This is a genomic window from Anaerobacillus sp. 63XJN7_4_ISO-PGPR-S23-413 (genome assembly GCF_056173725.1).
In genome coordinates, this window is the sequence record NZ_CM149688.1 from 3,873,139 (window position 1) to 3,893,036 (window position 19,898).

Consider the following 19,898-nt stretch of genomic DNA (forward strand, 5'->3'; position numbering starts at 1 on the left):
CGTATTTGTAATTGTTCCTTCCCTTAATTGATTATAAATGAGATTAATGAGAGAGAGTGAGTGACCTTGTTCCCAATTAATTGAAAATATTCCATTAGAACTAATCAACATCTCTGTTAAATGATTCTATTCCATTAGGTGTAGCTAAGGTCAACCTCTCCATAGAATATTAAGACATTATTCCTTAATAATATAATTAGGTGCTTTTCTTTCTAGAGTGTTTTCTTTATTATTCTGTGCATTCGTTTTATCAATTGTATTATCGTGTAACAAAAAACTATATTTCGCCACAGGTAGCCCATCCATATCAGACAGATCACTTATCATTTCGTCGAATATCTTTTTATCTGGCTCTACATCAGTTTTTTCCATATACAACTGTATAAGGACGCTCACCATAGCCGGATTAATTGATTCCCCTTCTAGCATACTCACCCACTCTTCCTTAGAGCGATCGGGATTATTCAAATACTCATCTAAGAGTTTTTCTTGCACAATACCACCATATATGACCAATTTATAATATGGGGTTGTATGATAATTTCCAGCACCATTCTGATTGGCTTCTTCAGAAATACTGACTATAGGATACTCTTTCACCTTTTCTTCTAAATAATGATCAAGCTTCTTAAATTTATCTTCATAAATCCATGCATATAAGCCACTTAGGATTGCAGCATCAATTTGTCCCTCTTGCGACCAAACACCTTCTGAATCAACCTCTTTTTTGTCTTTATCAATTGGAATAATCGCATAAGAATAAAAATGTGGCTTACCAATCGATTCAACAAATACAGTGGCACCATCTATTGCTCCTACGATGTTATGTACCTTAACCTCTGTTTTGTACTCTTCCTTAAAATACTTCTTTATTGCTCTCTCCACTTCATCTCGATTATCTTCAGCGATTTTATCTGTCTCTTCACCATTATCAAGCGAATATTCTTCCCCTGTATAATCTTGAACTGATACAAAATATTTGTCCTCAATCATTTCTTCTTCAGTCTTTTTGTCAGCTTTTTGTTTATTTTCTTTTCCAGTCTCATCATTTGAATTAGTCAACGCAGAACAACCTCCTAATAATAATGCACTACAAAGGATGCCAGTTAGTAAGAATCGTTTTTTCGTCATAAGTAGCTCCTATTTCAGTTCTTCCAAGTTCGTATTTGTAATTGTTTCTTCCCTTAATTGATTATAAATGAGATTAATAAGGCAGAGTGACCTGATTGACAATTAATTGAAAATAGTCTATTGGAACTAATTAACCTCTCTGTTAAGCGATTCTATCTCACCAGAAAAAAGGTTCTTCTGACCTTTTTCATATATCTAGCACTCAATTTACAAATAATTACATAACATTAAGTTAAATACCCTATTTCTCAAATACAAACCCACAATATCCACATGTCATAAAAAAAGCTAGGAAACTGATCAATCCTTCTCGATCAGTCTCCTAGCTTTCTATTTAATCTTATAATTGTAATCTATTATTTACACTACACAAAAAAACTAATCACAAACACAACCCCAAATCCAATAAATCCAATCAGCGTTTCCATCACTGTCCATGTCTGGAGGGTTTGTTTCTCTGTTAAGCCAAAGAACCGATTGACTAACCAGAAACCGGAGTCGTTTACGTGAGAAAAGACCGTAGCACCACTCGCGATGGAGATAACCAATAAACCTAGCATTGGTTGAGAGACGTCCATCATGCTGATGATTGGTGACATTAAACCGGCTGCCGTAATCATGGCGACGGTTGCTGATCCTTGCGCAACACGAACGAAAGTGGAGATAAGGAAGGCTAATAGCACAATCGGTAAACTGGATGTTGCCATCATTTCGCCTAGAATATCTCCAACGCCGCTGTTAATGAGCGTTTGCTTGAAGACACCACCAGCACCTGTTACTAAAATAATGATTCCGGCTGGTTCTAGTGATTTTGTTGCAATGTTTTGCACTTCTTCCTTCGTGTACCCTCGTTTTGTTCCTAAGAAATAAAACGTGAGGAGGGTAGAAAGCGTTAAGGCAATAAAGGGATGTCCGATAAAGGTTAATAATGACCTTGTAAAACTATCTTCCGGTAAAATCTGACCAGAAACGGTATTCACTAAGATAAGAACAAGTGGAATAAGAATTAAAATAACGATAGATAAAAAGCTTGGAAGCTCTTTTTCGTTTTTAGCCTGTTCCATTTCGTTTTGTGTTACGAAGTCAGGAACTTTAACGTGAATTTTGTTCCCTATGTACTTACCAAATATAGGGCCTGCAATAATCATAGCAGGTAGACCTGCCAGTGCACCGAATAGAATGACCCATCCTAAATCTGCACCTAAAATAGAAGCAACCGAGATTGGGCCAGGCGTCGGCGGAACAAAGCTATGTGTAACAGCTAATCCTGCTAGCAACGGTATACCAAAGTAAAGCGTAGACTTTTTTGTTTTTTGAGCAAGGCTATATACGATTGGAATAAGAATCACCAGTGCGACATCCAAAAACACTGGAATGGCGACGATAAAACCGGTTAATCCAAGAGCCCACTGGACGCGGCTTTCGCCAAATTTGTTGACGAGCGTAATCGCTAGCCGTTCGGCACCACCCGAGACGCGGAGCATTTCCCCGAACATGGCACCAAGTCCAACGACAATGGCGATAAATCCAAGCGTCCCGCCCATTCCTTCTTCAATGGCCGTGATCACTTCATCTAAGTTTAGTCCTGACGCAATCCCAATGAACAAACTAGAGATTAATAATGCGACAAAGGCTTGCAGCTTGGATTTCATAACTAAAAAGAGCAATAACGCAATACCTAATACCGTCATTAAAATAAGATACGTATCTGAACCCATTTAGTTGCCTCCTTCTTTTCCGATGACTGAACGTCTACCATTCTGCAATGGACCCATCCTTGTGACGCCATACCGGATTGTGCCAATTGTGACCTTCTTTCGCCATTTTCTCGACGACTTCTTCATTGACGTCAATTCCTAAGCCAGGTCCCTGCGGAATGCTGACATAGCCGTCTTCATATTTAAAGACTTCTTTATCCGTAATATAGTCTAGTAGATCACTGCCGACGTTATAGTGAATGCCAAGGCTTTGCTCCTGAATGAAGGCATTGTGTGACGTTGCATCCACTTGCAAGCATGCCGCAAGTGCAATTGGGCCAAGCGGGCAATGAGGTGCAACCGCCACATCAAAAGCTTCTGCCATAGAAATAATTTTCTTGCATTCGGTAATGCCTCCTGCATGAGACAAGTCAGGTTGAATAATGTCTGCGTAGCCATCTGTTAGAAGCGGTTTGAAATCCCATCTTGAATACATCCGTTCACCTGTTGCGATTGGGATGTTCACATGGTTCGCGATGTCGCGTAGTGCTTCATTGTTTTCAGGTAAAACAGGCTCTTCAATAAACATCGGGCGGAACGTTTCTAATTCTTTTGCTAGGATCTTGGCCATTGGTTTATGAACGCGACCGTGAAAATCAATGCCGATTCCGATATAAGGACCGACTGTTTCTCGAATCGTGCTCACTCGTTCAAGCACTTGATCGATCTTTTCATGAGAATCAATATACTGAAGTTCTTCTGTTGCGTTCATCTTGATCGCTTTAAACCCTTTTTCAACAACGTCCTTTGCAGCTTGTCCCACGTCTGCCGGCCGATCGCCGCCAATCCATGAATATACTTTTATGGAATCTCGACAAGCTCCGCCTAGCAGATTATGTATGGAGGTGTTATGAAATTTCCCTTTTATATCCCAGAGCGCCTGGTCGATTCCAGCAATCGCACTCATCAAAATTGGTCCACCTCGGTAAAATCCAGAGCGGTACATCATGTTCCAGTGATCTTCAATTCTTTCAGGGTTTTTTCCGATCAAGTTTTCCATAAGTTCGTCAACGGCCGCTTTCACTGTTGATGCGCGCCCTTCAATGACGGGCTCTCCCCAGCCGACAATCCCTTCATCTGTTTCAATTTTTAAAAACAACCATCTTGGTGGTACTTGATAGAGTTTATAGCCAGTAATCTTCATGATAAATGCCCTCCTGTAGCTTCCTTTACGAAACTCGTAAATTGACGTGCTTTATCCGTAATCTCTTCAAGGTATTCTCCTGTTACTTCCTTTGTTTTATGGACTAGTGAACTTCCAAGTCCTACTCCAAAAGCACCAACTGATAAATAACTTTCCACGTTATCTAACGATACGCCACCGGTCGGTAGTAACCTGAGCTGTGGAAGCGGTCCATTCAAATCTTTAATATAAGATGGACCAAGCGTCGTGGCTGGGAACACTTTTACAACATCAGCTCCCGCTTCATATGCCGTCAGAATTTCTGTTGGTGTATAGGCTCCTGGTATACTGACCGCGCCATAACGGTTTGTTAGTTTAATTGTTTCGGTATTTAAAGAAGGAGAAAGAATAAACTTTGCACCAGCCATTAGTGCCGCTTGCGCTGACTCCGGATCTAAAACGGTTCCTGCGCCAACGAGCATTTCGCCACCTAATTCTTTTGAGATCTTTTCAATCGTTCGAAGTGCATGAGGTGAATTTAGTGTTACCTCAACTAAGCGAATTCCCCCATCGTACAGAGCTTTTGCAATTGCATAAGCATCTTCTTCCTCGTAGCCACGTATTATTGCAACAATTTTATGTTGTTCGATTTCATTAAGCGCTTTCATTTTTTCCTAGACCTCCACTTCATTATCGTTCTATATCCTCTCGTTGATCGGAAGACATAAACTGCTCTAACCTTGCCCGATCTGGCAACCCTTCAAAGTCACCTGGAATGGTCGTAACCATCGCTCCTACAGCACAGGCACGCTCAACCGCTTTTTCAACGGATAAGTGATCGAGAAGCCCTGATAAAAATCCTGCTGCAAATCCATCTCCGGCACCTACAGGATCCATGACATTCTTAACATGAAAACCGTCAACTTCTCCAGCCCCTTCAATCGTGTTGTAATAGGCTCCTTTCTCACCTCGTTTTACCACCACACACGAGACGTCATCCAAATTCAAAAAGGACTGGGCAATTTCTTTGTCATCAGTGGTGCCAAAAAGAAAAGCGCCTTCTGCAAGCCCGGGCAGGATGATATCGGCCCGTTTGCTAATGGTTAATAAGGTCTCCCTCGCTTCCTCTTCACTCCAGAGCTTCTTTCTCACATTTGGATCAAAGACAACTTTCGTATCGTGTTCTTTCGCGATTGATATCGCTTTCATAATAACGGTTTTACAAGACTCACTTAACGCAGGGGTAATCCCTGATATGTATAAAAATCTTGCATTCGCAATATAGTCTTCATCCAAATCATCTGCTTCAAGGTGACTGGCAGCAGAACCTTTCCTATAGTAGTGCACTCTCACTTCTCCGCCATGAATCATTTCTTTAAAAAACATACCCGTTTGGTGCTGACGGTCGAGCGTGACGTTCGATGTATCGACCCGTTCGCCTCTTACCGTTGTTAAGATCTTAGCCCCTAGTTCATCATCGCCAAGTCGACTAATCCAACCCGTCTCATGACCTAAGCGACTTAAACCAATTAACGTATTCGTTTCCGCTCCGGCCACTTTTGGACGAAATGAGTCCGCATGCCTCATGAACCCATTTGCACTTGGTGTAAGAGAGACAAGCGTCTCTCCAATTGCTACAACATCCATTTTCCCAACCTCTTTTCTTAACCTCGATAGCCTACTTTGCTTGAGATAATTCGCGCTGTTTTCTTCAACTCATTAGTCGTCGTTTCCATTCTCGCCATCATCCGCTCTTTCGGACCAGCCACGCTGATCGCCGCGATCTGCTTGTTACTACTATCAAAAACAGGTGCCGCTACGCAGAATAAGCCTTCTTCATTTTCTTCATCATCAATGCTATACCCTTGCTGCTGGTAATCCTCTAGCTGCTTCATTAGTTCATCTTTATCAGTAACCGTTTTGTCAGTAATCGGTTCCAACGTCATTCCCTCCAACAGGGAATCTCTTTCTTCTTTCGGAAGAAAGGTTAAAAACGCTTTTCCTAATCCCGTACAATATAACGGCTTTTTAAACCCTAACTGAGCTGACGTTTTGATCGAACGATTGCTATCGATCTTCGCTACATAAACCAACTCTCCACCAGATAAAACCGCCATGAACACCGTCTCTTGGACATTATTCATGAGAGAACTTAAATAAGGTAATCCAATGCTATGAATATCCAACGATTCCATAGCCGTTGTCCCTAAATGAATCAGCTTCGCTCCCAATCGATATTTCTTTAATTCATCCTGATAAAGATACCCTTCCTGATGAAGCGTCTTCATTAAATTAAACGTACTACTTTGAGGAAACGCTAACTCATCACTCACTTCCTTGACCGTTAAGCCAGATGGATAATGAGAAATAACCTCTAAGATTTCCAATACGCGTTTCGCAGATTTGACTGACATTCCAATTCCTCAATTCACATATGTGATTTTAAATCTCTATTGTGATTTATTATGAATTTAACTTATCACATGAAAGCGTTATCGTCAACTAGAATCGTAGGGACGGTTCTGCTGATTCAGCTCCACACACAAAAAGACAAGCTAACCACGTTATAGTTAGTTTATCGGGTTTCTTTTAACTAATATTTGTAGAAATCATATCAGGTAATGAATCACGAGAATCGTACTTGTGCACGCAAATCGATTCAAGGTAAAAAATCACTCTTCCAGGGTTCTATTAACTTAGCACTCAAAATAAGATGCGTTGTAGGGACAAAAATTCATATAGGAGGTTTGTGAATGGAATCAGGTACAAATGTAGAAGCTCTCCGTACGTTTGGTTGGATATCATTTTTCGGAGGGTTCATTCTAGCAATTACGTTAATCATTGCCTTGGATCCTCACGGTTGGCTACTAGGTGTAGCTTCAATAGTTGGGGGGATTTTTCTTTCTGCTCTAATAATGGGTTTCGCTGTATTGATAGAAAATATTAGTAGAATACAGAAAACGATTGAAGAATCAAATGGAAACAACTCAATTAACTAGTCATTCTAAAACCTAGAATCAACTGGTACAGCCGAGACCAGTGATTCTACGTGTTGATTCTTAATTGTCGGAAACTGTTAGAACCTATTTACTGAAAACTGTTGATTTTTAGTTGACGTTTACAACAGTTCTACTGATTCACTTTCTTGTATAAAAACCAGTTGAGCTACTTAGCGAATATGTTAGCACAACTGCTCTTTCACAATTGGGCTTCTTGCTTTAAAACAAAAATGAATCACGGGGGATCGCTCCCGTGATTCATTTTTGTAATTATGCTTCCATATTAGTTTGTGAACTTTCAGTCTGAACTGCATTAGAATCACGATCTATTTCTTTTAATCTTTTGATCATTTTTGATAAGTAAAACGGCGCTACAAAACCACCGATTGCCCAGGAAGCAAATAATTTTACGAAAGGATAAATTAACCAACCTCTAATTCCCATAAATAAAATCCACCCATTCATAATACGAGATATGAAAGACCATCCAAACGGAATAGATGCAAAAAAATAGGTGGAAATCATAATAATACCGAATGAGTTGTATCCAAGGCTAGATAAAAAACCAACAATTAGCATAATACTACTTAAAGTTAAGCACTTAGTAATATTTTGTCTTTCAGTACTTTGTACAGTTGTAAAGCATCCTTCACACATTATAGGTGTAAAACGGTCTGTACAACTGTTACATAATGTTCTTCCACATTCGTGACAAGACGCTGAACCTGCTGTATCGGGATGATAATAACAATTCATTTGAAACCTCCTTGTCATATTAATAGAGCCAACTGCAATCTTAGAATTGTAGAATACATTAAATATGCATAAAACCTTATTCAACCCTTTGCCATATACTCCACCGTAAGATCAGCTTGATCCTCATAATGAGTTTTAATCGTTTCTGGTAAAGTTTCTGCATCACCCTCAACGTTCGTATAATAAATTAGAGAAGAACCATCTAAGTATGCTGCCCATATCTCTCCAGTTTCCTTGTACATTACTACTCCATTTAGACTCGTGGCTACTCCTCTTACAAAACCGTAGTATACAGTAGCGCCGAACCCGTCTAAGTCTTCTTCATTAGTGTAGGTACCGAACCGTTCTACAAAGCGATCATAATCTTCACCTGTGAGAGTTTTCATCGTGCTATCAATATTTTCAGGAAGCATTCCTATACTAGTAAACGTTACTGTGTTAGTTACACCACCTTTTGGATATTTTCCATTAAATGAACCGACCCCTGCTCCTTTATAACCAGAACAAGCATCGTTCTCCGTTACTTCGATATAATCATCTTTATGAACAAACGTTATTTCACAACCAACCTCATCCGGCGGATATACTGCCTTGTTCTCTGATGTATAGCTTGCAGTACCTTCAAGCATACCCGTATTACCACCATTAGTGACATTTAAGACAAAGTCAAAACCGCCCGTAACTTGCTTCATTATTTCAAGGAACTGACCACTATGAGCATCATTTTCTGACCACTCTCCGCTCCAGTCTTTTGAAGAAGTTTCAGATGTTTGATTTCCTTCTGTTGGCTTTTGATTGAGGTATTCTTCAGTCAATACCACCGGAGCCCCGTCCTTATTTTTTGTGATGGTATATTCTGCATATGGTGCCGGGGGATTATAATCTAATGCTACCCAGAAGGCTAAAGTAAACTTACTCGCTTCATTTTCCCACTCCTGATTGTGATACAAATTGTTTGGATCATTCTTATGTGTAGGGTCATATTCGCTGATTACTTGATCATACAATTCCTGGTATCCTTTTTTCACTAGATCCTTCACTTTAGGATCATCCAGGGGACGGAGGGACAGGTACATCGTCCCGCCAAACATCTCTATAAATAAATCAATTATGGACTTACGACAAATTTCCTTGCCCCTCCTTCACTTCAACCCTTTCCTCACTCTCAATCGATGTCCATTCTCCTCCCCTCTCTTCTGTAACTTCACCGCCTCCCAAATATGACCATCAGAAATCGTCTTAACCTGTTGCAGGTCAGCAATAGTACGGGCTAGTCTTAAAATTTTAATCTGTGCTCTATTGCTTAAGTTGTTCTTTAAGGATAGCTGGCGAATCATATGCTGCTGACTGTTTGATAGAAAATTGCTTTTTGTTAATTGGTCGTATGAGACTCTGCCATTGCAAAGTTGTTCTCCATAGCGATCGTACTGCCTTTCCCTTGCTGCAGTTACTCGTTTTCGAAATTCATCTGAACTTTCCTTTTCTTTTTCCTGATCTGCTTGCAAATCTACTGGTTTTAGGGAAAGGTGAATGTCAAACCGGTCACGAATCGGACCTGAGAGTCGATTATGGTAGGCGATGATTTGTTTTGGAGTACAAGTGCAATAATGGGTCGGCGAATGAAGGTAGCCACAGGGACATGGATTCATCGCCCCTATCAGAATAAATTGAGCGGGGTAACTAACGGTTGAATGCGCACGGCTAATCGTCACCTTTCCGCTTTCAAGAGGTTGCCTTAACATATCGAGCGTCTTTTTTGTGAATTCAGCTATTTCATCTAAAAAGAGGACTCCTTTATGAGCAAGGGAAACCTCACCTGGCTTGGGATTTTGTCCTCCTCCAATAATGGAAACACCAGATGCAGAATGATGGGGATTTCGGAAGGGTGGCTCGCGGGATGATGCGGGGCTGCAGGTATTTAGCTGATACAAGCTCATGACTTCAAGTCGTGCTTCTTCTGTTAAAGGGGGAAGGATAGATGGAAAGGCTTCGGCAAGCATACTTTTTCCACACCCCGGGGGGCCTGACATGAATACATGATGCTCGCCCGCTGCTGCAATTTCTAATGCTCGCTTTGCGTACGAGTGGCCAACGACTTTTGAGAAATCAACTGTGCTCTCGATGATCGATTCTTCTTGTGTAATTGGTGGACGAAATGAAAGGATTGTCTGGCCGTAAAGGTGCTGAAGGACATCACTTAATGTAGAAACATAAATCAAATCTAACCCATTAAATTCCAAGTGGGGTAACGCCTCATCAAAAGGCAGATATAACCTCTTAAGACCAAGCCTCTTCGCCGCCAATATGGCAGGCAACATCCCCTCTACCGGCCGAATTCCACCATCCAGGGAAAGAGCACCAATAAATGCAAAGTCTTCTGAGAGATTCACTTGAATTTCCTTCAAGCTGAGGAGTACGCCTATTGCCATAGGCAGATCAAACAATGGCCCATTTTTCTTCTGCTCCGCGGGAGACAGATTAATAATGATTTTTTGGTCGGTAAGGGAGTGATTCATAGAGTGAAGAGCTCGAGCTACTCTCTCCTTCGATTCTTTCACAGAAGCATCGGGTAGCCCCACAATCACGATGGTTTCCATCCCATCCACTGCCTGAACCTCCACTCTCACTCGATACCCTTCCAAACCTCTTAGTCCGATACTGGTAACGTTCGAAGACAAGCCAATTCCTCCTTATGCTTATCATAGCGAATGATTTTTTGAAAAAGTGTTCTGAATAAGGATTTATAATATCATTACAAACCCATATCCATCTTTCACTTTATGCGATCAATCACGCTTTTTGAGATCCCGGTTACTCTAGAGATCTGACGGATGGAAACTCCATTGATTCTTTTCATCTTTGCTAAAACAACATTTCGCTCTTCTCGATCCATTTGCTGTAGCATGCTGTTGCTAAGAATGCCTATTGTACGAAGATAGCCCCTAACCTGGTCATCTGAAAGTTTTATAGTCTCTTTGATATCTAGGCATTGATCTTGATTTGTCTCTTGCATATAAAGGATAAAACGTCGTCGAGCCATTTTCCGATCTTCAGAGAATAAACGTAACCCCCTGTCAATATCAACAAGCTTTATGATACGTACATACTCATGGATACTCGTCCACTTACTGTCCCATACACTTCTGACCAACTTTGCCTTAAGGGGATTCTGATGAATATATCTCAACACGGTCACAAAGTAGGCATCACTCTCCACGTTCTCACTATTAAATCTTTCCTGAAATAGATGGCCACATCTTTCATACTTTAAATTGTACCAATACACATAACTCGAGCTTAGCCTCTTCATAAAAATTGCGAGGCTCTCCTCTGTCTCCTTTACCAACAGGTGGACATGATTATCCATGAAGCAGTAGGCGTATAGTTCAATGCCACTTTTTATTTTGTATCGAGCAAGGACTTCTAAAAATTTCTCCTTGTCTTCCTCATCTTCAAAAATCGTCTGACGGTTAATCCCTCTGAAGACTACATGATAGACTCCAGAGCTACTTTTCTTTCTAGCTTTTCTTGGCAGATGAACATCACCTCTTTTTCGGCTGTTATTAAGAACGAAATTAGATACAAGTTGGGAATTCTAAGAAAGGAATTAGTGAAAAGGAAAAAAGAGTTAAACAAAAATGTGGTGGATAGATACTGGGGGGTACTTCTAAAAAAGGGGAAAAGAGGTGTCTTTTGTAATCACTAAACGGAAGCACTTTTATTTATTAGACACCAATACCAAGAATCCTTCAACAAAATCAATTTTAAATTGCGATAACAATGAAAAGAAGGATGACAGCGGGAGTATGCCTGTGTCCCGCCAACACTTTTGGAAAAGGATAAGACTCTGTACATCTGTTATGAACCTACTCCATATCGTCTGTCTTATCAAAGAATTTCATTTGAATTTGAAATCCTTCAAAGCTTTTAACCATCTCACCTAATCGTTCCCATGTATAAGGTTGTCCATCTATTACAATCATAGGTAGCGATGGGCTCATCTCATCGTGATCAATATGTCCAACTACCTCGTCATCAATGATGGATTGATATGTTTGACCGTTAGGAAATACCCCTACCTTTGTAAACCGTTTTGATACACCATGCTTCACTTTATCTACTAATCTCTCATATAATTCAGTTTGATTACATTCTAGCTCACCATGCACCGCAAACTCGTAGCCATATTCTATATTCTCAGTAGCCTCCAAGAATAGACCGTCTGGATGAAGCCGCTGTTGAACTGTAAACATCCTACTAGTCCCAGAGTGATCGGTCACTTCTAAATCTTCAGGTATAGGCTCTAACCTAACTCCTACTTCATCGGCAACCACATCGTTAAAACAACAATCGCATAGCCGCTCCTGCCAAACATCAGTTAAAATAATGGTAGCTTCTCTATTCCCACAACGATCACACTTTTTCATAACGATCTCCCTTAATTAGATCATGCTGTTCTTAAGTTTTGTATTTTCTTTATTATGACATAATTTAAATGGGAGAAGTAAATTCAATTCAACACACACTTACAATTCTATTCTAGCGTTTATAGCTGGGGGACAAGGAGTCTGTCTCTCCAACTTCAATACCTGCAAAATGAAGATTAAAGCCACTATCATTTTTGATAGTGGCTCTCTTATGGCACGACTGGATCATTTTCTTGACCTAAGTGGATCAAATAGATGGCAGAGGTGGATTCTTCTTTACGGGTTGGGACGAGGAACCTGTCCCCATGTCCCTCCAACCACACTCCGTGCACAATGAAGTTTAAAACCACTATCATTTGTAATAGTGGTTCACTTATGGCACGAGTGAATCATTTTCTTGTCCTAAGTGGATCAAATAGATGGCAGAGGTCAGTTTAAACTATCATCACTGGTTGGGACAAGGTACCTGTCCCCATGTCCCACTTCAATTGACTGCGCAATATGAAGATCACGTTTGTTTCCACTTGTATCCGTTCGATCATAATCGTATACCCGATACGTCGTATCAGAGCTTTGCTGCGTTTCAAGAATCATCGTACCTTTTCCAATCGCATGTATCGTACCACTTGGCACATAGTAGAATTCACCTGGCTTAATTTGAATGCTTCTTAACAAGCTATCCCATTTGCCTTCTTCAATCAATTGCTGGAATTCTTCTCTTGACTCTGCATGGTGACCAAAAATGATCTCAGAATCCTCTTCACAATCTAGGATGTACCAGCATTCTGTTTTTCCATAAGCCTCATTCTCTACTTCTCTTGCATAGGAATCATCGGGGTGAACTTGTACGGAAAGGTCATTGTTCGCATCAAGAATTTTAATTAATAGTGGGAAGTGTTCTCCACCTTCATTCCGAAAAAGATCTTGATTTTCTTTCCATACGATATCTAAAGTTTTTCCTTTAAGCGGACCATTCAGAATTTCAGAAGGTCCATTTGAATGAGCTGATATTCCCCAGCATTCGCCAGTCGTTTCGGTTGGGATGTCATAATCAAATTTCTCACGTAGATTCGTTCCACCCCAGATACGATCTTTAAAGTTTGGTTTTAAAAAGATTGGTTGACGTTCGTACATATACTCCTCCAACTTATCTACTTTCACGAATTATGTCTGTTGCAATCGTGACAAATGTATTCATTGTTTCACCCGGTTTGACGAATTGAAGATCTTCTTTTTCATTAAAATCATTCATTTTGGCCATCCATGGCTCAATGCAAATGAACTCCTTATTGTGCTCAGTCCAAAGCACCGCATATTTAAACTCACTGCCATAAGACATTGTTATCCGCTGATTCATTTGCTTTAAATCGAATTTAATTTGATGTTTGTGTGCATGTTTCAAAGCAACTGCTTCACGCTTCTCTGTTAAATCAACTTCACCATAGAACAGTTTTATTTCTCCATCATTGTAGTCAAAATAGTCCTTTGCATCGGCTTGATAATCTAAATTCTTATCCTTTGAATGAAAGTACGGATGGAACCCTGCATAAAATGGCATGATTTCACTAGAAAGATTGCTGTAGCTTTGCTTAATGATCAATTCATTGTTTTTTAATATGTACGTAAAACGCAATTCAAAATCAAATGGAAAGGATTCTTTTGTTTCACGATTACTTTTAAGTTTTAACGTTATTTGTGCGCCATCTTCTGTACTTGTCTCAATAACATCCCATGGCAAGTTCCTTGCAAATCCATGATTCTTCATGGGGTATGTTAGGCCGTATAAACGGTACTGCTTTTCTTCTAATTGGCCACAGATTGGAAAGAGGACCGGTATACCACCTCGGACATTGGCTTCCGTATCACTAAATGTTTCTTCATTTAGGTATAAAAGTTCTTGGCCGTCTGATTTATACCCTATCACCATACCGCCACGTTCAGGAGCGATTCGAACCTCTGAATTGGTTTCACAGTTGATCAAATGATAAATTGTGTATCCATCCATAACTGACTGTTTGATTTCATACATAACTGGTAACCCCCGAAACTTATCGTTGCTATTAGCCCTCCTTCTAAAGAGGGCTACATTCTTTAAACTCTAATAGTAAGAATCTGATCAACTAGGTCCATCACTTCATTCTTTACTTGATTAAGCATTCGTTGACTTGCTTCTAACGAATCTTCTTTCACTCCAAAGTAAAGTTTCATCTTTGGTTCAGTTCCTGAAGGGCGCAAGCAAAACCATGTCCCATTGTCAAGCTTGTATTTAATGACATTCGATTTTGGTAACACGATTTCTTCTTTTGCGTTTTCAAGTACACTTGTCGCTTCGCTCAGTTGATAGTCTTCAATCCTTACAACTTTTTGATCAGCTATACGTTTAGGAGGATTCTGTCTGAATTTATCCATAATGGAAGTAATTTGCTCTGCACCTGATTTGCCTTTTAGGGTAAGAGACTCGAGTGCCTCCTGGTAATAGCCATACTTTACAAAGACATCTAGAAGTCCTTCATATAGCGTTTTTCCTTTTGCTTTATAATAGGCTGCCATCTCTGCAGCAAAAAGACATGATTGAACAGCATCTTTATCCCGCACAAAATCTCCAATCAAATAGCCATAGCTTTCCTCATATCCAAAAAGGAATGTGTGCTCACCGGTTTCTTCAAACTCTTTGATCTTCTCCCCAATGAACTTAAAGCCAGTTAAGGTATCTATACTCGTTAACCCGTAACTTTCAGCGATATCTCTCCCGATCTCAGATGTAACAATTGTTTTAAGAATCGCGCCATTTTCCGGAAGAGTCCCATTCTTACTTCTAGTAGAAAGAAGATAGTCTACCATTAAAGCACCAAGCTGGTTTCCACTTAACACTTCATAATTCCCTTCTAGATTGCGAACCGCTACACCGACACGGTCAGCATCTGGATCCGTACCCATAAGAATGTCGGCATCTAGTTCCTCACCATACTGAATTGCAAGTTTAAAAGCCGCGTGCTCTTCAGGGTTAGGACTAGCAACCGTTGAAAATTCAGGATCAGGCTTTTCCTGTTCTTTGACAACTGAAACATTATTAAATCCTAACGCTTCTAAACCAGCACGCACTGGAAGGTTCCCCGTCCCATGAAGTGGAGTGAATACTATTTTGAGGTCCTTATTGGTTTGACTACTCTTTTCCTGATTAAGTGAGATCGATTTCAACTGGTTGATATAAGCGTTATCCATTTTTTCACTCAATATTGTTAGGAGTCCATTATTTTTTAACTCATCAGGATTTGCTACTTCAACTGCCAGTTCATCCTCCACTGCATTCACATGATGAATAATTTCATCCGCAACACTCGGGGTGATTTGTCCACCATCAGAACCATAGATCTTGTAGCCATTGTATTCTGGTGGATTATGACTAGCTGTAATGACAATTCCAGCATAGGCATATAGATATCTAACGGTAAATGAAAGTTGTGGCGTTGGACGAAGGGCATCAAATAAGTATGTTTGAATTCCATGGAACCCAAGCGTTTTTGCGGTTTCTAAAGCAAATTCAGGAGATTGGTGTCTTGAATCGTATGCGATAACGACTCCACGTAACTTTGCTTCTTGTCCTTGTTCATCTATGTATTTTGCTAACCCCTCTGATGCTTTGCGGACAGTATAGATGTTCATTCGGTTTGTGCCTGGGCCGATTTCCCCGCGCATACCGCCGGTGCCGAATTCTAGGTTTTTGTAAAATGAATCTTCTAATAATGTTTTGTTATCTTGATTCTTCAGTAAATCTTTATGAGAATCCTCCAAATTTTCATTATTCAACCACCGCTTAAGCTCTATTTTCCAATTCATGTTTTCCCCCTATTTTTCTTCAAACCAGAAATTATTCTCTACTAGGTTTTCATTGATGTTTCTAATAATTTAGTACTTGTTTTAAAATATCAAACATTTTTTTATACCCCAACATATTTACTATATCTCTTTCGACTAAGTAGGAGGTAATTGAAATTATATAGTATGCGTCATTCTTAAAAGTCAAACCACGAAAGATCAATACAACTAAAAGAAATTAAATGATATCTATTTAATCTGACTTTTTAAATATAAAGAGAAATAATCATTAAAGCGTTCCCCAATAATATTAATTTAAGTATTGTACTAATCAATGTGTCCATCTTACCGGCGATTTAATTAAATATTCTTAAATGACTCATTATAACAACATATCCCCAACTTCTTAGAAGTTGGGGATATGTTGAAGAAAGGCTATATAAATAAGCAATTAAAAAAATTAAAATACATACAAATAAATACTAAATTAATAGTATAGAGATATTAAATCGGTCTATACAGCACCAACATTATTATATTTATAATTACTCAAATTCACCTATTTGCATAGCAACTATCAATAATTTCATTCCAATCCATAAAAATACGTATTATATCTTCTTCTATTAATTCAGAACCAGTTTGCACTTCAATAAATTCCAATTCAGTAACTGCATTAATCGCATGCCTAGCTCCAACTGGAATTTTTATTACATCTCCCTCACTAACTTCTTTTATTTCTTCGTTTAATACAAACTCACCTTTACCTTTGACCACTGTCCATACTTCGCTTCGTTTATTATGAGTTTGATAGCTAAGATTTCTCCCTTTTTTAACGCATATACGCTTAGTTAATACTTCTTTATTTTTTTCTATTTTTGTATGATCTAGTACTTTGTACCATCCCCAACGTCTTTCTTCATACATCGGTCGTTGTTCAATTTTATTCACTAATTCTTTTACCCTTGGACTAGATTCTTTATCCGTGATTAATATGCCATCTGGACTAGCAGCTACTACCACATTCGATAGTCCAAGTATCGAAACAGGTATATCAAGTTCATTAATTACATAAGTGTTTTTGGAATCATTACTTAATAAAGCATTTCCAGTAATATTTGAACCCATCTCTTCCGTTAATGTATTCCAAGTACCCAGATCTTTCCAATAACCTTGATAGGGGAGGGCAATAATTTTTTCTGCATTTTCTACAACTTCATAATCAAAACTGATTTTTGGCAACTGATTATATTGTTTAGACAGTTCGTCATATTGGATTGGCCATCCCTTTTCAATAAGTAAGTTAATGATATACTCTAATTTAAATGCAAACACTCCACAGTTCCACAATGAATTCTTTTTCAATAACTCTTTTGCTTGATCTTCCGTTGGTTTTTCCCTAAAATGGCTAACATCAATATAAGGCTTACAACTATCTGTACTATTAGGAACTATATACCCATACTTTTCTGATGGATAAGTAGGTTCAACCCCAATCAAAGCTAAATCTGCTGCCGAATCTCTTAACGCATTCTCTAGTTCTATTACCTTATTAAAAAATTGATTCTCTACATAGGGATCTACTGGTAATACGCTAATGACCTCATTTAAGTTCGTACCTTTGATAGAGTAAAGATACGTAGCAGCCAGTGCAATAGCTGGGAAAGTATCCCTTCTATCTGGTTCGATTACTATTGGAACATTACCTAATTGATTATGAATCATATCTACTTGTGATCTACCGGTTGCAATTACTGAAGAATCACCTAAATTAGCAGACTCTAATTGATTCCATACTCTTTGCACCATTGACTGAAGATTCCCTTGACTATCATTTAATACTTTCAAAAACTGCTTAGATCTAGAATCATTTGAAAGTGGCCAGAGCCTCTTACCTGAACCTCCAGAAAGTAAAACTAATTTCATTAATAAAACCCCCAATTAACTAATATATATTATTTAATGATCTTAACAATCCAGCTTTGGTGAAGTTTTCAGTGTGTTCAATACACTTCTCTTGTAACATTAACCTCTCATCACATGTTAATGAATGGTATTTAAATATGCCATTTCTTAATGAGGCTATATTGTTTGGATCAATTAAATAATTCTTCGGATCATATACCACTTCAGGTATTCCTCCTCTATTAGAAGCAAATACTGGTGTACCCATTAGGTATGACTCAATTATTACTCTTCCAAAAGGTTCATCCCATTTGGAAGGCATTACTGTCAAATCAACTTCCATCATTTTTTCTTGAACCATTTCTTTAGTAAGATGACCAAAAAAATGAAACCTCTCATCGTTATTAGTAAGTTGTTTCAACTCATCAAGCATTGGTCCACTTCCGCATATGTAGATAGATTTCACTATGGAAGTGGGGATATCTTTAACTACATTGATTAGATAGTCAACTCCTTTTTCTGGCACCAATCTTCCGAAATATCCAACTATTAAGGATGCACTATTTTCTTTTTTTAATTGACCTAATGAAATAGATTCTCCTTCAACTACATTTGGAATAACTTCTTTTTTTGCGGTAGGAAAATAGCCAATCTCTTTATGAAAATTAAGAATATAATTGGAAATACCTATTACTCCGGTTACTTTCTTTGTCATTTTTCTCGCTATAACTTGATAAACCGAGGAGAACAATTTTGAGTTAATTGGATTAATCAATGAGTAGTCTCTTAAAGTATGATAAATTGGAATTTGTAAATCAGCAGCTGCCTTCCAAACACCTAAACTTAACCCAGTAATTTTTTGAGTATGAATGAATGCAGGATTTATATCCTTGAATACTTTTTTGAAATTTTTATATAATTTGTAATTAAAAACATCTTCAATAGTCCATAAAGCTTTCATTATTTTTTTTTCAGAGCTATTACCAAACCAGTATAAATTTGAATATGGTAGTCGAATTACATTCACTTTATTAATAACTTCTTTTATTATCCCCCTCTTTTGAGAACCAATTGTTACAACGAATACATTATACTTCTCTAATAAAGATTCAGCTTGAATTTGAGTAGAAATCTCCGCACCACCAATTATATGAGGATAATATAATGAATGGCATATTATTATATTCTCTTTCACTTAAAATCCCTTTCCTATTCCTAATATTTATTTTACATTTCTAAATTCATGAATTAATAACTTAAAAAACCTCATGTCATCAATAAAATATCTTTTAAATAGTCTTTTCGGCTCTTGGCAAAACCTCCAAAACCATTCCATACCTATTCTTTGTAAAAATAAAGGAGCTCTTGTAATAGTTTCAGCTTCAAAGTCAAAAGAAGCGCCTATTCCAATCGAAACCGGGACATTAAGTTTTTGTTTATGTTTATAAATCCATTTTTCTTGTTTAGGTGCTCCAACTCCAACAAATAAGATATCTGGTTTTGCTTCATTTATTAAACCAAATATTTTATTGTTTTCCTTAGTGTCATTTTCAAAACCAAAAGTAGGGGAGTACGTCCCAACAACCTTTAACCCACTAAATTTCCTCTCCAAATTTCTTTTGGCTTTATCTGCAACCCCTGGAAGACCCCCCAGAAAAAAAACTTTATAACCTTTTTGGGCTGACATTTCACAAATATCTGGAAAGATATCAGATCCAGATATCTTTTCCTTCAAAGGTTTTTTTAGCAGATGGGACGCCCATATTAAGGGCATCCCATCTGCTAAAACAAGATCCGCGTTCCAATAAACTTCTTTAAAATATTCATCGTTTTGTAACTTTACAATATGATCTATATTTGGTGTAACTACAAAACTTTTTTTTCCATCATGTATCAAGTTTTCAATCTGAATAACAGCTTCAGTTTTAGTTATATTGTTAATTCTAACGTTCATTAAACTTATGGTTTTAGACATTAATACCTC

The 19,898-nt window shown here is 38.4% G+C and carries 17 protein-coding genes and 2 pseudogenes; 1 reads left to right on the forward strand and 18 read right to left on the reverse strand.

The genetic code is table 11. The features are described from left to right. Nucleotides 1-177: 177 nt before the first annotated feature. From AC0VYO_RS20025 to AC0VYO_RS20050, 6 genes are all read right to left on the reverse strand, one after another. Nucleotides 178-1,131 carry a DUF1672 family protein gene (locus AC0VYO_RS20025; RefSeq protein WP_475368110.1) on the reverse strand — a complete coding sequence of 318 codons (954 nt, stop codon included), beginning with the start codon at nt 1,129-1,131 and terminating at the stop codon, nt 178-180. Between the two features lie 365 nt (nt 1,132-1,496). Further along, nucleotides 1,497-2,849, reverse strand: coding sequence for a GntP family permease (locus AC0VYO_RS20030; RefSeq protein WP_226615631.1), 1,353 nt, complete (start codon nt 2,847-2,849; stop codon nt 1,497-1,499). Between the two features lie 34 nt (nt 2,850-2,883). Further along, nucleotides 2,884-4,032 (reverse strand): galactonate dehydratase, encoded by a 1,149-nt coding sequence (dgoD, locus tag AC0VYO_RS20035; protein WP_226615632.1) that lies wholly within the window; start codon nt 4,030-4,032, stop codon nt 2,884-2,886. Continuing rightward, complete coding sequence (locus AC0VYO_RS20040; protein WP_475366061.1) at nt 4,029-4,679, reverse strand: bifunctional 4-hydroxy-2-oxoglutarate aldolase/2-dehydro-3-deoxy-phosphogluconate aldolase; 651 nt, start codon at nt 4,677-4,679, stop codon at nt 4,029-4,031. The genes dgoD and AC0VYO_RS20040 overlap by 4 nt, the downstream gene beginning before the upstream one ends. A 22-nt stretch (nt 4,680-4,701) precedes the next feature. Continuing rightward, nucleotides 4,702-5,658 (reverse strand): sugar kinase, encoded by a 957-nt coding sequence (locus AC0VYO_RS20045; RefSeq protein ID WP_475366062.1) that lies wholly within the window; start codon nt 5,656-5,658, stop codon nt 4,702-4,704. Nucleotides 5,659-5,675: 17 nt separating this feature from the next. Continuing rightward, complete coding sequence (locus AC0VYO_RS20050) at nt 5,676-6,425, reverse strand: IclR family transcriptional regulator (protein WP_475366063.1); 750 nt, start codon at nt 6,423-6,425, stop codon at nt 5,676-5,678. Nucleotides 6,426-6,764: 339 nt separating this feature from the next. On the opposite strand from AC0VYO_RS20050, the gene AC0VYO_RS20055 reads away from it, so the two are divergent. After that, nucleotides 6,765-7,010: a hypothetical protein gene (locus tag AC0VYO_RS20055; RefSeq protein WP_475366064.1), complete on the forward strand. Its 246-nt coding sequence runs from the start codon at nt 6,765-6,767 to the stop codon at nt 7,008-7,010. Nucleotides 7,011-7,280: 270 nt separating this feature from the next. Here AC0VYO_RS20055 and AC0VYO_RS20060 read toward each other — a convergent pair whose 3' ends face one another. The 12 genes and pseudogenes from AC0VYO_RS20060 to AC0VYO_RS20115 all read right to left on the reverse strand — a co-directional run bounded on the left by AC0VYO_RS20060 (nt 7,281) and on the right by AC0VYO_RS20115 (nt 19,889). Continuing rightward, nucleotides 7,281-7,766 carry a hypothetical protein gene (locus AC0VYO_RS20060; RefSeq protein WP_475366065.1) on the reverse strand — a complete coding sequence of 162 codons (486 nt, stop codon included), beginning with the start codon at nt 7,764-7,766 and terminating at the stop codon, nt 7,281-7,283. A gap of 80 nt (nt 7,767-7,846) precedes the next feature. Further along, nucleotides 7,847-8,794, reverse strand: a complete 948-nt coding sequence (locus tag AC0VYO_RS20065) for a hypothetical protein (protein WP_475368111.1) — start codon at nt 8,792-8,794, stop codon at nt 7,847-7,849. A gap of 114 nt (nt 8,795-8,908) precedes the next feature. Next, the gene (locus AC0VYO_RS20070; protein WP_475368112.1) at nt 8,909-10,444 is read right to left on the reverse strand and encodes a YifB family Mg chelatase-like AAA ATPase; all 1,536 of its coding nucleotides are present in this window, start codon (nt 10,442-10,444) and stop codon (nt 8,909-8,911) included. A gap of 95 nt (nt 10,445-10,539) precedes the next feature. Then, complete coding sequence (locus AC0VYO_RS20075) at nt 10,540-10,806, reverse strand: hypothetical protein (protein WP_475366068.1); 267 nt, start codon at nt 10,804-10,806, stop codon at nt 10,540-10,542. Nucleotides 10,807-10,944: 138 nt separating this feature from the next. Beyond that, nucleotides 10,945-11,301 (reverse strand): annotated as a pseudogene (locus tag AC0VYO_RS20080) (transposase); the annotation flags it as partial. Between the two features lie 331 nt (nt 11,302-11,632). Next, the gene (locus AC0VYO_RS20085) at nt 11,633-12,193 is read right to left on the reverse strand and encodes a DUF7686 domain-containing protein (protein WP_475368113.1); all 561 of its coding nucleotides are present in this window, start codon (nt 12,191-12,193) and stop codon (nt 11,633-11,635) included. Between the two features lie 480 nt (nt 12,194-12,673). Beyond that, a pseudogene (locus AC0VYO_RS20090) lies at nt 12,674-13,327 on the reverse strand (type I phosphomannose isomerase catalytic subunit); the annotation flags it as partial. 13 nt (nt 13,328-13,340) lie between these two features. Further along, on the reverse strand, nt 13,341-14,222 hold the full coding sequence (locus tag AC0VYO_RS20095; protein WP_475368114.1) for an aldose epimerase family protein: 882 nt from the start codon (nt 14,220-14,222) through the stop codon (nt 13,341-13,343). Nucleotides 14,223-14,284: 62 nt separating this feature from the next. Beyond that, nucleotides 14,285-16,030 carry a phospho-sugar mutase gene (locus tag AC0VYO_RS20100; RefSeq protein ID WP_475368115.1) on the reverse strand — a complete coding sequence of 582 codons (1,746 nt, stop codon included), beginning with the start codon at nt 16,028-16,030 and terminating at the stop codon, nt 14,285-14,287. A 534-nt stretch (nt 16,031-16,564) separates the two neighbouring features. Next, nucleotides 16,565-17,935, reverse strand: coding sequence for a sugar phosphate nucleotidyltransferase (locus tag AC0VYO_RS20105; protein WP_475368116.1), 1,371 nt, complete (start codon nt 17,933-17,935; stop codon nt 16,565-16,567). 19 nt (nt 17,936-17,954) lie between these two features. After that, nucleotides 17,955-19,109, reverse strand: a complete 1,155-nt coding sequence (locus AC0VYO_RS20110) for a glycosyltransferase family 4 protein (RefSeq protein ID WP_475368117.1) — start codon at nt 19,107-19,109, stop codon at nt 17,955-17,957. 27 nt (nt 19,110-19,136) lie between these two features. Then, nucleotides 19,137-19,889 carry a WecB/TagA/CpsF family glycosyltransferase gene (locus AC0VYO_RS20115; protein WP_475368118.1) on the reverse strand — a complete coding sequence of 251 codons (753 nt, stop codon included), beginning with the start codon at nt 19,887-19,889 and terminating at the stop codon, nt 19,137-19,139. Between the last annotated feature and the right edge of the window lie 9 nt (nt 19,890-19,898).